The sequence below is a fragment of the Pontiella desulfatans genome (genome assembly GCF_900890425.1).
In the GTDB taxonomy this organism is placed as follows: domain Bacteria; phylum Verrucomicrobiota; class Kiritimatiellia; order Kiritimatiellales; family Pontiellaceae; genus Pontiella; species Pontiella desulfatans.
In genome coordinates, this window is sequence record NZ_CAAHFG010000001.1 from 1,358,798 (window position 1) to 1,375,652 (window position 16,855).

At 55.8% G+C, this 16,855-nt stretch carries 11 protein-coding genes; all 11 read left to right on the top strand.

The features are described from left to right. Positions 1-121: 121 nt before the first annotated feature. The 11 genes from E9954_RS05210 (at position 122) to E9954_RS05260 (ending at position 16,674) form a co-directional block, all read left to right on the top strand. On the top strand, positions 122-955 hold the full coding sequence (locus E9954_RS05210; RefSeq protein ID WP_168441985.1) for an alpha/beta hydrolase: 834 nt from the start codon (positions 122-124) through the stop codon (positions 953-955). 43 nt (positions 956-998) lie between these two features. Continuing rightward, the gene (locus E9954_RS05215) at positions 999-2,057 is read left to right on the top strand and encodes an alpha-amylase family protein (protein WP_136078161.1); all 1,059 of its coding nucleotides are present in this window, start codon (positions 999-1,001) and stop codon (positions 2,055-2,057) included. Positions 2,058-2,177: 120 nt separating this feature from the next. Further along, positions 2,178-2,393 carry a hypothetical protein gene (locus E9954_RS05220; protein WP_136078162.1) on the top strand — a complete coding sequence of 72 codons (216 nt, stop codon included), beginning with the start codon at positions 2,178-2,180 and terminating at the stop codon, positions 2,391-2,393. Continuing rightward, positions 2,390-4,192 (top strand): alpha-L-fucosidase, encoded by a 1,803-nt coding sequence (locus E9954_RS05225; RefSeq protein WP_136078163.1) that lies wholly within the window; start codon positions 2,390-2,392, stop codon positions 4,190-4,192. The genes E9954_RS05220 and E9954_RS05225 overlap by 4 nt, the downstream gene beginning before the upstream one ends. Before the next feature lie 48 nt (positions 4,193-4,240). Next, positions 4,241-9,436 carry a sulfatase-like hydrolase/transferase gene (locus E9954_RS05230; protein ID WP_168441986.1) on the top strand — a complete coding sequence of 1,732 codons (5,196 nt, stop codon included), beginning with the start codon at positions 4,241-4,243 and terminating at the stop codon, positions 9,434-9,436. A 176-nt stretch (positions 9,437-9,612) separates the two neighbouring features. Beyond that, positions 9,613-11,136 carry a PEP-CTERM sorting domain-containing protein gene (locus E9954_RS05235; protein WP_136078165.1) on the top strand — a complete coding sequence of 508 codons (1,524 nt, stop codon included), beginning with the start codon at positions 9,613-9,615 and terminating at the stop codon, positions 11,134-11,136. Positions 11,137-11,501: 365 nt separating this feature from the next. Further along, complete coding sequence (locus E9954_RS05240) at positions 11,502-11,858, top strand: hypothetical protein (RefSeq protein WP_136078166.1); 357 nt, start codon at positions 11,502-11,504, stop codon at positions 11,856-11,858. A 9-nt stretch (positions 11,859-11,867) separates the two neighbouring features. Next, positions 11,868-13,697 (top strand): ElyC/SanA/YdcF family protein, encoded by a 1,830-nt coding sequence (locus E9954_RS05245; protein ID WP_281281229.1) that lies wholly within the window; start codon positions 11,868-11,870, stop codon positions 13,695-13,697. 30 nt (positions 13,698-13,727) lie between these two features. Then, on the top strand, positions 13,728-13,919 hold the full coding sequence (locus E9954_RS33455) for a hypothetical protein (protein ID WP_136078168.1): 192 nt from the start codon (positions 13,728-13,730) through the stop codon (positions 13,917-13,919). Between the two features lie 298 nt (positions 13,920-14,217). Continuing rightward, the gene (locus tag E9954_RS05255; RefSeq protein ID WP_136078169.1) at positions 14,218-15,567 is read left to right on the top strand and encodes an FAD-dependent oxidoreductase; all 1,350 of its coding nucleotides are present in this window, start codon (positions 14,218-14,220) and stop codon (positions 15,565-15,567) included. Between the two features lie 105 nt (positions 15,568-15,672). Further along, on the top strand, positions 15,673-16,674 hold the full coding sequence (locus tag E9954_RS05260; protein ID WP_136078170.1) for a LacI family DNA-binding transcriptional regulator: 1,002 nt from the start codon (positions 15,673-15,675) through the stop codon (positions 16,672-16,674). Positions 16,675-16,855: the final 181 nt, after the last annotated feature.

Consider the following 16,855-nt stretch of genomic DNA (forward strand, 5'->3'; position numbering starts at 1 on the left):
GGGATATTCTCTCCGCTCCGCTTCGAGAACACTACAAAGTGTTATCACGTGAATGCAGGATATGCGCGGCTTGGAATCCTGCTAGTCTAGTTGGATGAATATAAATAACTTTGTGGTAGGAATGGTACTGGTTGGATCGTCCGTGTTTGGTGCGGCGGATGCGCAGTGGACGTATAAAACGGTGGGCGAAACGGAACTTAAAATGGATGTGTTCCTGCCGGACGGCTATGAATCGTCGAAGGAACAATTTCCAACGATTGTAATTTTTCACGGCGGCAGCTGGCGGACGGGAACACCCGATATGCATTACCCGGATTGCGCCTATTGGAGCAAGCGGGGAATGGTCGCGGTGTCGGTCGATTATCGCCTGAAAGAGCGCGACAACATTGAAGTGCCGCTGGAATGCGTTAAGGATGCCAAGTCGGCGGTGAGGTATTTGCGGAAAAGTGCAACGAAGCTGAGGGTTGATCCAGACAAGCTGGTTGTGGCCGGCGGTTCGGCGGGTGGACAGATGGCCGCGGCAGTGGCGATGATCGATGGCGTGAATGACGAGGACGATGATTTGTCGGTCTCCTGCAAACCGAATGCCGTAATTTTGTATAATCCATGGTTTAAGTGCGAGGCCGAACTGTCTCCTCCCAATTTTATCCGTGAAGGACTGCCTCCGATGATCACGTTTGTCGGAAGCGAGGACCCGGGAATCCCGAACGAGAGTCTGTTGACGTTTCATAAGGATCTGAAACAGGCAGGGAATGCGTCGGAGTTTTATATCGGCAATGGCGGCAAGCACGGGTTCTGTAATGGGCGGAATCCACGCAACCGCTTTTTCTATTGGTCGCTCGAACTGGAGGATGCCTTTCTGGTGAAGCACGGCATTCTGAGAGGAGCGCACCAGGTTGTACGTCCGGGCAACGTCACTCCGCTGGCGCCGAAAGAGTTTGTTGCCTATGACTAACGACTGAAGAAGAGCGCGGACGATCGTCCATGAGGTTTTAATTATGAAAAACAAACTGTTGTTCCGGTTCGGTATGATGGCTCTTGTGTGCGCTGCAACGGCATTCGTTTCAGCACAGCAGGAAGCGCGGCATGCCCGCGCAAACCCCTTTCAGGGAACCTGGGGTGTGCGTATTCTGGCCCCAACGGCTTATGACAAAAGTAAAACACCTGCCGCCGCAGTGAATGCCGAAAACTTCGATATCGATTTCTTTATGTCGCAGGTTGATCGGTTGACGACCATTAACCATGTCATGATCAACATTGGTCGGGGGCATCAGGCCAGCTGGTATTCTTCGCCCTATCCGGAAATGGCAGCCATTATGGGAGACGATCTGTTTCCTCAACGCGACTTTTTTGGCGAGCTGGCAACGGCCTTGAAGGCCCGGGGCATAAAAGTGCTCGTCTATTTCAGCGTGACCGGAATGGATGCCGGGTATCTTGCCCCGGCTCAAATGAAAAAATGGAAAGCGTATCTTACATCCGAGGGATTAACCCACAACGAAGGCGTTGCGAAAATCATGGAATACTATTCGCTCAAGTTCGGTGGGTTGATCGATGGGTGGTGGATAGATCGCGTTTCGTCCAGGTTTACGGATGATGACAGAAAACGTTTTGCGACCGCGGTTCGTGCCGGCAATCCAAAGGCCGTCGTTGCGATGCATAAGAAGGTTGGATGCCCGATGATACAGGGTTCTCCCTATTGCGATTATACGGCTGGCCATCCTGTGCCTATGAAAACACAGCCCCCCTGGACGCTGGCCAATGTGAAAATGGTTGAAAACATTGAAGCGGGTCCGTGGATTAATCAAAGCGGAATGCCGGATGCCAGCGAAGGAACTGCGCTGGGGGCCATCTTTATGCCGTTTCAGGCCATGTGGCGGGACGGCGCTGCCGACTTCCCAACCGATCAGGCCACTGAATGGACTACCCGGGTTATCGAGGCCGGCGGAATGTATACCTGGGCCGTTGCGCGGGAGGGCAGTGGATTTGCAACACCTCAATTCAAACAGTTAGTCGAAATCAATGCTGCGATTAAAGGAATGGTCAAAGATGTAAAATAGAATCTTCACCGATGACCTTGGACTTGCCGAGGGCGACTGCGGCATTCTGGGCAAGCACAACAGGAACGATCGCTCCATGCGAGTCCTATGCATTAAGCCCTGAGAAGGAATGGAACCCCTATGAAAAAAACATTCACACTTATCCTGGCCGCCGTTTTATGCGGAGCGGCATTGGCGTATCCCCCGGAGGCCGGATCGGATGCAGAAAAGGAAAGCAAAAAAGGCTGGGCCATCGTGCCGGATCCCGACCTTCCCAATGTGCTGATTCTGGGTGACCAAACGGCATTGAAGAGAGGGGTTCAGCTGAAGGGAAACGATGGGGCAGCCGGGATATGAAAGCATGTTTGGCAACTGTTATTGCAGGGTGGGCTGTGTGTGTGTTTTCGCAGAGCTCAGTCGATTCGGTGATCAAGGTTACAGGGAGCGATGAGTTCGGATCGGCCGGGGTGGGGATCTATACCCCGGAAATCCGCGAAAACATGAAAAAGCTCTATGAGGACAAGTTCGGCATGTTTGTCCACTTCGGCCCGTACGCGCAGCTGGAAGGGATGTGGGACGGCAAAGAGGTGACCGGCGAATGGATCATGAAGCGCGCATTTATTCCGGTGAAAGATTATGAACGCGAGGCCGCCGGAAAGTTTAAGCCCGTTAAGTTCAATGCCGCTGATTGGGTGACGATTGCCGAGAATGCCGGCATGCGGTTTATTGTTCTGACCGCCAAGCATCATGATGGCTTTGCGATGTATCAATCGAAGCATCCGTATAATCTCGTCGAGTTTGCAGGCTATGGTCGCGATATCCTGAAGGAACTTTCCGAAGAATGTGCAGAACGCGATATGAAGCTGGGATTCTACTATTCCCAGAGCCAGGACTGGCATGAGCCGGGCGGCTTCGGCAACCACTGGGATTTTGAAGGTAACCTTAAGCCGCAGGATAAGTTCGATGCCTACTTCGAAGAAAAGGCCGTCATGCAGGTGGAAGAGCTGACGCAGAATTATGGCGACGTTTTTATGGTTTGGTTCGATACCCCCGTCCAGATGGATGATGAAAAGTGCCAACAGATGATGGATGTCGTAAAAGCTAATCAGCCGGGTGCTCTGGTGAATTCAAGGCTGGGGAAGGGTTATGGGCATTTTGATGTCTCCATTGATAACGGAAAAACGCCGGCGGTCAGCAAGGCCACCTGGCTTCCGGATCTGAAAGTGCCGTGGCAGACGCATGAATCGGTTACGGAGGGCGGTTGGGGCTATACCTGTTTTGGCGGGGATAATGACCGTTCCGAAGAATACACGGAATTTATCTACAGCCTGTGCCGGATTGTCTGTTATGGCGGCGTCTATCTCTTGAATGTTGCTCCGCAGCCGGACGGCACCATTCCGCAATCACAGGTCAACACGATTACGGCCATGGGCGATTGGCTGAAGGTGAATGGTGAAGCCATTTATGGAGCAGATCCGAGCCCGTTAAAATTTCCTCCCTATGCCATCACGAGCAAACCGGGGAAAGTGTACCTTCACCTGAAAGAGATCGAAGGAAATGAAGTTAAACTCAATGGGCTGCTTTCTAAGGTTCGGAAAGTGTACGGTTTGGCCGATGTATCCAAGCAGGCGCTCGATTTTAAACAACACGAAGCACAGCTGTGTATCAACCTGCCCGACGAAAAGAAACAGCCGCGCGTCACCGTGATTGTATTGGAACTTGAAGACGAAGTTTCGCAGGTTATCGACGAAACCATTCAGCAGGCAGCCGATGGCTCCATCCATATGCCGGTGGCCAAATGCGAATATTCCGTCCGACGAATCAGTTATGACTATGATGCCCAAACCACGCGCAACTGGGGTGGAAAAGATAATCAGGGCCTGGTCTGGACGGTGAACGTCAAACAGCCCGGAACCTATCAGGTGTTCAGCGAAGATAATGGAGATGAGAAACTGGGGTATGAACTGAAGACGCCATCGGATCGTTTGATGGTCCGTCCCGGCGGACCCGTTGGTGAAATGACGAAAAAACCGGTTGGTGAGATTGGAATTGATCAGCCCGGCATTCTTCAAATCACGGCTTATCCCGCCGACACGATTTCCTGGTTCAATGACTTCCGGCTTAAAGGCGTGAAGCTTGTTCCGGTTGAGAAATGAAAAGCCAGCGAACAATAAATAGTGCGGACTAAAAGAGGAATGAATGGAATGAAGAAGTGGATCTCATGTTGCTCTATATGGATGCTGGCGTTGCTTGCAATAGCCCAGCGCCCGGCAAAACCGAATTTTGTAATCCTGTTGGCCGATGACCTCGGATGGCAGGATGTGGGGTGCTACGACGTCGATGCCAATGCGGTGTATGAAACGCCGTATATGGATCAGCTGGCAAGCGAGGGCATTCGGTTCACACAGGGCTATTCGCCGACCCCGGTCTGCGGGCCGAGTCGCTACGGAATTCTGAGCGGACGGTTTCCGGCGCGAGGAAAAACATCGGTGCAGGGCGGGGAGTGCCCGAAACCCTACACGCAGTCGTTCCGGATGATGGATCCATATTACACCGGTCGCATGGAGCTGGAGGAAATCACCATTGCCGAGGCGCTCAGGCCCTATGGCTATTTGAGTGGGCATTCTGGAAAATGGCATGTGGCCGTTAATCATAACTCGTTCCCTCAACCAGGCGATCAAGGCTTCGACTTTTCGGAACACGATCTCGGTATTTCGCGGAAAATGAGTGACCGCCTGACCGGCTTCGCCACAATCGACCCTTCCGATGCCTATCAGCTACAGGATCTCGATGGAAACGCTACGACCAATGGATATGCCTTTGACCAGACCACGCAGGATATTATCGATTTCATGGAGATGGCCGTGGCCTCCAATGCGCCGTTCTTTAGCTACTATGCCGCATGGTATGTGCATGCGCCCATCCAGACCCGGACGGAACGGCTGCTGGAAAAGTATGCGTTGAAGATGGGCTATTCCTATCCGCTGGACGGCTCGGAGGATCTTTCCGCCGATGCCCAGATCAATCCCTATTACGGGGCCATGGTGGAGGAGTTCGACTTCAATGTGCAGCGGATTATCCAATATCTAAAAAACACCGATGACCCGCGTTGGCCGGGGCACAAACTGATTGAAAACACCTACCTGTTCCTGACTTCCGACAATGGCGGTATGGAGGGAACCGCCAGCGAAACGTATACCGACAATGATCCGCTCGATCGCGGGAAAATCCGTGCGGAAGAGGGCGGGGTGCGGGTCCCCTACATTGTGGTCGGTCCCGATGTGCCGACCAATGTCGTCAGCGATGTGATGGTGAACGGGCTCGATTTTTATCCGACCATGTTGTCGCTCGCCGGCATACCGGTTCCGGAGCGGCTCGAAGGGTGCAACCTGAGATCGCTGCTGCTGGACGATCCGCAGGACAGCGATCTGGTGAAGCATTTCGACGGCTCCGTGCGCGACACCATGTATTGGCACTTTCCGCACGGCGGCGCATTGCACAGCACCATCCGCAAAAATGGATGGAAACTGTTCCGCAACTATGACTGGCTCGACAACTCCAGCCTCGAACCGTACCGGCTCTACAAGTTGTACGACACGGATGGATCTGAAAATGATATTGGCGAGAACTCCGATCTGGTGGATGTGGAGACCGCCATGGCAACCCAGCTCTCGGCCGAGCTGAATGCCTGGCTGTCCAACGTGAACGCGCGGTTGCCGCACTATAATCCGACCACAACCCAGACGCTGACGAACAAGGAGAACGTTCCGGCGGTGCTGGACAGCGGTAGCAGCAACGGCACCGCATGGGTGGCGTTTCAGGAAAATGGCGCCGCGGTGGTGCACGCCGATCTGATCTATACCCTCAACGGCGACGGCAGTGTGGATGAAGAGTGGTTCCGCATGGATGCCCAGTTGGATGCGGTTAACGGCCGGGCGGAGGCCGTGATTCCCGATGGGACGACCCACTATGTGTTCAACCTGATCGACGAAAACAACTTCCTTGTCAGCTCCGTGGATGTCGGGATCCTTTCAAATTTCATCCCGGATTCGGAAGTGGTGCCTGAGTATGAACCAACGCAGGAATTATTCGCCGAAGCCGGTTTTACGAATGTCGGAACAGCCTACCCGACCAATGAGGTGCTGCTGGGCAGTTCGATCAGTGACGTGAACGGGGTGCCGGTTCGGGATAATGATTCCTACACGACCGCCGTCGGCCAGACCTTTACGCTGACGAATTCTGCAACCTTGACTGCCCTTACCCTCAAAGGCGGGAACAACAAGAGCTTTGGGAGCGGGGATCATAAGGTGGCGTTGTGGATCGGCGGTTACAACAATGGAACGCCGGGGGAAACGCGGGTTTATGAATACATTGATCTGGAGAATACCTCCGTCAGCAGTGGCCCATACTATACGATCGACTTTGCCGACAAGGTTTTCCCGGCCGGCCGCTATTCATTCCAGCTTGGCTGGACTACGAACCATACATCGCACGATATCCGGTTCTTCCGGGCAAGCGGTACGGGCACTCTCGACGGAGAGGGCCGGCTCTATGGCAACAATGTTACTGCATTGCCGTTCAGTAATTCGAATGTGGAAGATAACAACGATGTGGTCTATGCGTTGCACGGCAGTGCGGGCGCGCCGGATCCAGATCCGAACCCGGGCATTGCCGACAACAACCTGAACTATACCTATCTCTACTTTGAAAACGGATTGCCCACGCCCATGAAGCACCGCCGCTCCCAGAGCGAGGCCAATGCGGCGGCGAGAGCCAACCCCGACCTCGTCATTCAGACCGGTTACTACAGTCTGTTGCTGGACTGTGACGATATGGATTTCAAAGGCTACGATGCACTCGCCGGATCGGACTACCGCGGGGCGCTGACTAATGATGTTTCCGTTTTCACGTTGGCGGATCTGATCCTGTCGGTGGTGAAGGACGGCACCAACTTCACCTGCACCTCCGCATCCGTTCAGAATTCAACCAACCAGCTGGTGCGGCTGATCCAGAGCAACCGCTATGTGCAGCGCTTCGATCACCTCGGTCTGCTGTTCAAGGATAGTCTTGGAAACACACTGGCAGGCGTGCGTTTCGAGATGACGGCGTGGGCGGATCGCGTGGCGCTCAAGCTGGATGCTTCTGATGTGTCCGGGGTCACGGAAACTTCGGTAAAGGTGGTTTCGCCATTTTCCGTGCTGCACGAATCCACCGTGGCGGGCGACGAAGCCGTGCTGGCCATCCAGCCCCACACGGACACCACCTTGTCCGCGTGGAATCCGGGCGATTACATCGTCGATGCCTACAACCGCGATACCCTGGCCGGATTGGCTGCTTCATTCGATGCGGATGAATTTGCCCTGCACATCGATGTTCCGGCCACATCTATTTCCTATCCGGCCGACACCAACCGTGTGGATGAATATGTGATCGAAGTCACCAATCCTGAAATGACGACGCAGAACATTCCGCTGATTTTTGAGCAACCGACGCCCCGGGCCATCACCGGGACGGTTATGCTGATGTGCGAAGAGGACGACGGACGACCAACCGGCATCCCGGTACAGATTTCGAAAAACTGGCACAAAGATAATAATAATCCAACCGTGCATCAGGGTTCCTGGCTGCGCGGCTATACCATGCTGAATTTGGCGGCGGGCGAAACCAAACGCTTCCGGTTGCGGGTCGTTTACGGCTATTGGGGCGGAGCGGGCGCAATCTCGCATTCGCAGCTCAGTCTGATCGGCTGGGGCAAAAATTGGAAATGGGACGAAAGTGCGCTCGGTGCCTGGGGCGAGTCGTGCACCTACGACCCCTGCCTGCATGCCGGTGCGGCCTTCATGGATGACATCCGGCCGGCGTTTACCACCCCGATGAACGGGGGAACGGATCATAACTGGACGGAAAATTCCGGCGGTGGCGACTTCCTCATTTATCGCGACAGTTCCAACACCTACCGCTGGATCAAACGGTTGAAAACCGCCTACCTGTGGACGGGGCCCAATATGACGGAAGTGCTCTACAGCGGTCTGACCGACGACGATAAAATTCGCGTGACCTATTCCAGTCGCGCGGTGCGGACAAGTGATTACCATCGCCGTTTCCACGGCTATACCTATGAGTTTCTTGACGATGTGACCTCGCCCGAACGGTTGGTGTTCCACCAGATGGCGGCGGACTATTACACCGGGCCGACCTTTACCAACTATTACCGTGGCGACGAAAGCGGACTGCTTTCATCCTATGTAGCGAATCCCGGCGGAAACACCTACAAGGAAACGCCGGTGCAGTTTAATAACCAGTGGCTGAGCATCGATGACGGAATGTCTTACGACAAGGTGTCGAGGAGCCGCCGCGGATTGTTGAACCTTTCATCCACGCTGAACGGGAGCGCCTTCCCGCTCTACATGCACACGTACGGACGAAGCTGGGGCTCGGATCGTATGATGTTCGACTTCAGTGCAAATTCCGTCGAGCGGTCCTACAGCGCCGGGGATGTGGTTGAGGGTGAGTTTGAATTCATTATGCCGCCGAATGAAGCAAGTGTGTATTGGGGTAATGATACCGAATTTGCGAGTCGTCTTGCGGGCTATGGTTCCAATGCCTGGAACGCGGTTCATGATGAGTTTCGATATAATGCGAAATTGGATCTTGCGGTACATGAAGGAACCCTGCTGCGCAACTATCCCATTGAAATCCAATCCTCGGAAAACACAGTCCTGGCCGACTTCACTATCTACAGCGGCGGCATCGGGCATGTTCCGGTGGTCGTGAAAGGGGTTGAATCCGGTCTGGCTCTGCAGGCGCAACGCTGGTCCGGCGGAAGCTGGGTTCCGCTCGAAACGGCGGACGTGACTGAAAACGACGACTACCAGGGCGTGCAGAATGCTGACGGCACCATGGATGTGGTGTTCAACATGCCGCGCCCTTCCTCCGGCCTGAACGAAAGTTGGCGCATCCGGATTGTTTCCGGTTCGGCAACGGTTCCGCAGGGGAACTATGCCGACTGGATCCACGGCTTTGGGCTGAACGGAACCAACCTCGCCAACACCGCCAATCCGGATCTGGATTATGGCAACAATCTTTATGAATATGCCATGGGCGGCAATCCGACCAATCCGGCCGATATCGGTTATCTTCCAACCTCTGGAATTTATGCCGCCGGCGGCGTTACGAACTGGTTTGAATATATTCACGCCCGCCGCAAAAATTCGGAAGGCGAGCTGAGCTATGTTTTAGAAGCCAGCTCTAATCTGGTTTCCAATGATTGGAACACCGTCTCGTATATCGAGCTTCCAATGACAGGAAACCTCGATGCCGATTATGAATCCGTCACCAACCGCATCGACACCACCGGAAAAACCAACGAGTTCATCCGCCTGAAGGTCGAAGTGCTGTAGCGCGGATATCCGATCCGCGTTCTCGGATGAAAAGTACATCCCCGACGGGAAAACCCGCATCAGATATGCGAGCTACGTTTTCAGGCATCCCGTAAACACGGGATATGCAAATAATAGTGAAATAGTAACGTATTAAATGCCTTGAATGGCGATTAGATAGTTAAGAGGAGCAGGAAATGATGAAGAAAACCATGGCAGGCCTGTTGTGTTTGGTGTTCGCGAGTTCGGGCTATGCAACCAATTATACCCGCGATGCGGGGGATACGAGCTGGTCCAATCTGGGTCAGTGGAACGACAACAGCGGTGGATCCTATGCTAACTCCACCGTCATGCCGGGGGCGTCCGATACGGTGCTGCTGAACGGCGGCAAGGTGTTGACTGTGGACAGCAATGTGGTCATTGGCACCATTGTGCTGCCCAACGCGACATCGGATGCCACCCTGCAACTCACCAACAACTTTTCGTTGACGGCATCGACCATCCTGGTCGGCCATGACACCCAGGCCGGCGGACACGGACTCCTTACCCATAGCGATGGCACCATTGATTCCGGATCGGTAACGGTGCGGGCAAAGGGCACTGGAACCGGAACCTACAACCTATCGGATACCGCTGTGCTGAATGCTACGACATTTACTATGGGATCTGTCAACGCAACTGCCGGTGCCGGAACCGGGGAATCCACGATGAACCAATCGGGTGGAACGGCGACCTTGACCACGGCCAACCTGGGCGGCATCGGGAATTCGTTCTACAACATGACGGGCGGAACACTCAGCGGAGCAACGCTCAATGTCGGCAACGCCCATGCGCTTGCCGCCGGAACCACAACGATGGAGCACTCAGCAGGTGTCGTCTCCTCGGCGACCGTCAATGTGGGCGGAACGGGGACGTCAAGCTACAACCTGAGCGGTAGCGGAGCGCTGTCGCCGGCAACGGCCATTAACGTGGGCGCCACAGCGGGCAAGGCAGGTGCGCTCAACCAGTCCGGCGGGACGGCCTCGACTTCTGCGCTGAATGTCGGCACCGATGGTGCCTACAACCTGACCGGCGGAACTTTGACCACAACCGGTACGGCCGTCACGGTTAATGGACAACTCGATATAAACGGCGGAACGTGGACCATTGAGCAGGATCTGGCCAATGTGACGATTGACGGAAACGGCCTCCTGACGCTGCAGAGCGGAACGCTGGAGACCACCGGAACGGATCCCACCGATCTGTTGCTGGTCAAAACGGATATTGAAGTAAGTGGTGGAACGATGAACCTTATTGGACAGGCTCGTTTGAATGCCGAGTTAAAGATTTTGGGTGATGCCGCGACGATCAGTCTGGCCCGGCTGGGTTCTGCGGGCGGTGGCACTGCGAATTTCATTTTCGACGATACCGGCGTCAGTACGGTTAATGTTTCTGCCTGGATGACCCTGGACGATCTCGACCTCATAGTGGATGGATCAGCCTACACTGGAAGTGAAACCAGTTTTGTACTGCTGGATGCGGTGAATAATACCGCCAGCCTGAAAAGCTACACGGTTACCGGCTTCGGTACGGAAGGTGTGGACTGGGAACTTGTCCAGACGCTCGGTTCCGGCAACAGCGCCGATGTGGTATTGAATATCATCCCGGAGCCGGCTACGCTCGGTTTAATTGCCGCGTTTGGCGGCGGGATGCTGTTCATTCGACGCAGATTCATGATGTAATCATCAATTTTCCGCATCAAACCCCGGATTAACCGTCCGGGGCTTTTTTTTGGTGTGCCCGGCAGGGCGCATCCACTTGGGGGTGAAGGTCCCTTGCGCGCCCGACAGGGGGAAGCGCTAGCTTAACCCAACTTCCGCGGGCTAAAAAAAGTTTTCCAGGCATGGTTTTTCGCAACCCGTTTGTCTTATGCATGATGCGCCAATTTGCTTGAAATCGGAAGCCGAGACTCGGTTTTTGTAATGCCTTGATTATCAAGGTTCTGGTTTTTTTCAATGCCCGCTGTAGTGACTGCAATGCGGATTTGTCCTGTTTTTTCCTGCGAATGCCGAAGTAGTCTTTCTGCGTTGATCAACGGAGGACGGCCATGTTTTTCAGGGAAAAGAAAACGCGCAAGACCCGAGTAGTGCAACTGGTGGAAAACCGCCGCGACTCCGAAGGGAAGGTCCGCCAGCGCGTGGTGGTTTCGCTGGGGGGATGCCTGGTTCCCGACGAGCACCGCAAGCGGGTGGCGGCGGAGCTTTCCCGGCGCATGGCCGGATATGAACAGCTGCTTTCGGAGGAGCCGATCATTGAATACTGGGTGGGCCGGGTGATCGAACACATGGAGGAAGCCGGAAGCCTTCCGCCGGCAGCCCGGCGGGAGGTTCCGACGTGGCCCACCTGCGCCGCAAGGAGCGCGATCTGTTCAACCTCGACCAAACCATCCTGCTTTACGATCTGAACAACGGCTATTTCGAGGGCAGCGGCGCACTCAACTCCCTGGCCCGCCGGAGCGTCGCCTCCTAAGGAAAAGCGATCCGACTGCCCGCTCATCTCGGTCGGGATCGTGCTCGATGCGGAAGGGTTCATTATCCGGCACAAGGTCTTCGCCGGGAATATCAGCTACCGCAAAACCCTGCTTGACGACGTCGACGATCTCGAGCAAATCCCCGGCGGCGAAGCCAGGCCGGTGGTCATCGTCGATGGAGGCATGGCGAGCCTGGCCAACCTCGATGCACTGCGCGACCGCGGCTACGACTACATCGTCAACGGCAAGCGCCGCTCCCGCGCGGAGTTCGCCGACGGCTTCCTCGACATCGACCGCTTCCGGCTCGTCGAGGGCCGCGGCAAGTCCGGCGAAAAACAACCCGTATTCGTCCGCCGGATCACCTCCGGCGACGAAACCGTCGTGCTCTGCCGCAGCGCCGGACGAAAGCAGGAAGAAGATGCCATCCAGGACAACGCCGAACGCAAACTCATCGAAGGACTCGAAACCCTGCGCGCGCCGATCATGCGTAATGACAAACGGCTCAAGCTCGAAGAAGGCCCCGCGCTCGTCAACCGCATCATCGGGCGGCTGTCCGGCCGGACCACCCGCGCCTCACGGCTCAACGAAATCAACTACGAGCCCGAAACCCGACACCTCAACTGGTGCCGCAAAGAAACCCAATGGGACACCACGCGCGATCTGCACGGATGCTACCACCTGCGCAGCACCCTCGAACTCGAAGACCAGCAGCTATGGCGGCTCTACATCACCCTCGTCCCCGTCGAAGACGCCTTCCGCAGTATGAAAAAAGCGACCTCGGCCTCCACCCCTTCCACCACCAGCTCGCCGACCGCTGCCGCACCCTCATCATCCCTGAGGCCGACGGCCCCGAACACCACATCCGCAAACCCGGTCGCCCCAACCCCGTCCAGAAACTCATCCATACGATGCTCGGCATCGGCTGGACCTCGCTTCCGGTCCATCGGCATACCTACCCAAAAGAGGCCTGCGCGAAAATGTAGTGCCTGCATCCGCGCAACCCCATGCGGCAGAGTCTTCTGTTTTTTATGCCGCGGAAGTTGGGCTAACGCCCCGGATGCTGCGGGAGCACGGGGATTGGAATGCGTCGATTTGCTGGTATTGCTGGGAGGGATTACGGAACCCGGCATAGCGGAGCAGGCCGCAAAGGCGTTGCACGGTGGGCTGGCCAAAAAGCTGATGCTGGTCGGTGGCCGGGGGCATTCGACGCATAACCTGCGCAACGGATTCCGCCAGCATCCAACCTATGGTTCGATCCCCGTTGAGGGACGCGCCGAGGCCGATATGCTGGCGGATGTCTTGGTGGACTTTCTAAATGTCCCGGTTGGGGATCTGCTGGTTGAAAACCGATCCACCAACTGCGGTAACAACGCAACCTATGCCCTGGAGGTTGCAAGGCAGGCCGGTGATCTTCCCCGGTCGGTGTTGCTGGTGCAGGATCCAACCATGCAACGGCGATCCCATGAATGCTTCCTCCATGAATGGGACGGGACAGGCACGGAATTCTACAGCTTTGCCCCCTGCATTCCCCGTTTGGAATCGGTTGACGGCCAGCTTGTGTTTGCCGATCCGGCGCATAGGTGGATGCATTCGGTTGAAAACCTCGTTCGTCTGGCGATGGGCGAGGTTCCGCGGTTGCGCGACGATGCAAACGGGTATGGCCCGCGTGGTGCTGGCTTTATCGGGCATGTCGAAATTCCTCCGCTAGTGGAGGAAGCGTTCGGCCGGTTGCTGGAGGCTTTTACCGAAATGGTTCGTGGGCGGCAGGATTGATACGGTATCGTCCAACGGATTAGGAGCAATATGATGGTGAATCGTTTCTCAAGGCAAAGATTGTCGGTCATGGTGCCGATGCGCGATGGAGTCCGGCTCTCCTGCGACATCCGTTTTCCGAAAGGGTTGAGTCCCTCCACTTCGCCGTTCTGCAAGCGCCAGAGCACCTGTTCGGTTCGGTCGCCGCCGAAACCGATGTTGAAGGCGTTGCGCGGGGCATAATATTCATCCCACAGTTCAGCGCCGACCGATTCCCAGTTGTGCGTGATGGAGTCGCCGATGAAAAGGAGATCGGCGGTGCGCTGGGCGGCTTCTTCCTTTTTTTCGAGGTGGCGCGGCATCCACCATTCCTGGGCAAAATCATCCTTTTGCATGCATGGAATGCAGGAGACCATTTCATGCTTTGATTGTTTCGTTTCCATTTGGATCCTTATTAGTATGCCCAGTAATCTAACGTTTAATATTGATATTTCAATCCGCGAGTTGTTTAGTTTTCCCCCACTAGGGCGAAGGGGCTTGCATGAAGGATTATTGCCATCCGAAACGGATTACGGAAGATGGAATTGTTGAATCGCCACGTAGCCTGCCGATCCGGTGCGAATATGATGTGGTGGTCTGCGGCGGCGGTGCTGCGGGGGTGGGGGCGGCGCTGGCCGCCGCCCGCGAAGGGGCAAAAACCCTGCTGATTGAAAAGCACGGCATTTTGGGTGGTGTCTGGACGGCCGGTCTGCTCAATCCGTTTTTCGAGTGTGTCGGGCGCGGGTGGCTGGTGGATGAACTGGTGCAGAACCTGACGGCCGCCGGCGCGTTTTCCGGCTGGAGGGAGCACGATTTCACTTTCGATGTGGAGGTGATGCGCCGGACGCTGGAACAGATGATGGCTGATGCGGGCGTTGAGCTGCTGTACTACACGTTGGTGGCCGATGCCATTGTGGAGGACGACCGGCTACGGGGTGTAGTGATCGAAAGCAAGGCCGGGCGCGAGGCGGTGCTCGGCACGGTGCTGGTGGATGCGACCGGGGACGGGGATCTATTGGCGCGGGCGGGGTGCGAATATGACCTGGGGCGCGCCCGCGACGGCATGCTTCAGCCCATGACGCTGATGTTCGAGATCGATGGCCTTCCCGAGGGATGGGAGCAGGCGGGTTCGGAGGAATTGTTCGACCAAATGGTGGAGGTGATCCGGCAGAAGGAGCTGGGCATCAAACTTCCGTACCCGCGTTGCGGCTATGCGCCGTGGGTGATCAATACACCGGTGCCCGGGGTGGCCGATGTGCAATGCACCCATGCGATCGGCATCGATCCGCTCGATCCCGCGTCGCTCACCCAGGGCACCATCGATTGCCGGCGGCAGGCGGCGGAGACGGTGGAGGTTTTCCGGCATATCCCGGAATTCAAGAACGTGCGGCTGACCCACTCCGCCGCGCAGATCGGCGTGCGGGAGGCGCGCAGGCTCAAGGGGCGCTATTCGATGACCATCGAGGATTTGATCGAAGGCCGGTGCTTTGACGATGCGGTGACCAGCTGCGCATTTGTGATCGATGTGCACGATCCGGAGAAGGGTGGCACCGATGAGGATTTGGGGCGGGTGCGGATCAAGCCCTACGAAATTCCTTATCGTGCCATGCTGCCGGAATCCATGCGCGGATTGCTGGTGGCAGGACGTTGCATTTCGGGTAATCACGAGGCGCATGCCTCGTATCGGGTAACGGGTACGGCGATGGCGCTGGGACAGGCTGCGGGTTTGGCCGCAGCTTGGGCGGTACGCGATGGTCGGGAGCTGGACGAAGTGGATGGCGGGGCGCTACATGGCACCTTGCAGGAGCGCGGGGCGAAGTTTGCGGTGGATGTGCGCGTTGTTCATCAGTAGACCGAGGGAGATGATGGCGGTGTACATCAATTAAACCTTTGACATGGCTATGATGGTGGGCTTCTATTCATTTCTTAACACATTTTAATGAAGAAGGACTAATCGATGGCATCGCTTAAGGATATTGCAAACGAACTGAACCTCTCCATTCCGCTGGTCTCCAAGGTGCTTAGTGGGCGGATGGGGACGACGGGCTGCAGCGAGGAAAACCGGCTGGCTATTTTGGCTAAGGCGAAAGAGTTGGGCTATAAACCCAACATTCTTGCACGGGCGTTGCGCAACGGGAAAACGGGTTCCATCGGCGTCTTTGTCCATCCGCTGGGAGCGCCGGGCTCCGATCTGGTCGAGCGTTTGCTGATGGGGCTGAGCACGCAGGCGAACTTCCGGGAGCAACGGCTCTGCCTGAGTTTCTACGAGACCGACAACGAATTCCTCCAACGCTTCGGAAAGACTGCCCGCGCCGAGATTGACGGCCTGTTGATTACCGGCATCTACCACCCGGATCTGGCAGATCTCTATAAGGAGATTGAAGAGAGCGGAATTCCCATTGTGACCCTATACAAGAATGCCGAAAAGCAGCCGGGTAGCATCAATGTCTATTGCGACGACTTCCAGGTGGGGTATTTGCCGACCAAGCATCTGTTGGAAAACGGTTGCCGGAAAATTGCCCACATCCGTTCCATGGAGGCGCGCTACCAGGGTTATTTGAAGGCGCTGGATGAGCATGGTGTGCTAGAAGATTGTGCTCTGGTGTTTGATGCGATCGAACGCTACGACATGGATTCTGGGCGCGAAGCGGTTCTCCATTGGCTGGAAAACGGAATCGAATTCGATGGCCTCGTGGCCGAGTCCGACCACCAGGCGTATGGCGGCATTAACGAACTGCTCGCCCATGGCAAAAAGGTACCGGACGACGTCAAGGTATTCGGGGTCGATGATTCTCCCGTTTGTAGTTTGTGCCCCATTCCAATCAGTTCGGTTTCCCAGCAGGTGCAGGAAATTGGCGCATTGGCCATTGATACGCTGATCAAGCGGATTGCCGGCGACCCGACTGAGTCCATTGAGGTGGCTCCCGAGCTACGCTTGCGAAGCTCCACGGGCAACTAGCTTCGGCAAATAGGTCAGACGTATATTTGCTGTGTAATTCTTTGGTTGGGCGCGTCCTTTTGGGGTGCGGCCTTTCCTGTTTCGCGACCCGGCCCGTTTTGTTACTTGACTATAATCAAAGGTTTGATATCTTGATGCTATGGTTTGGTGCGGCAATAGTGGCTGCCATGGTCGGGAGGTT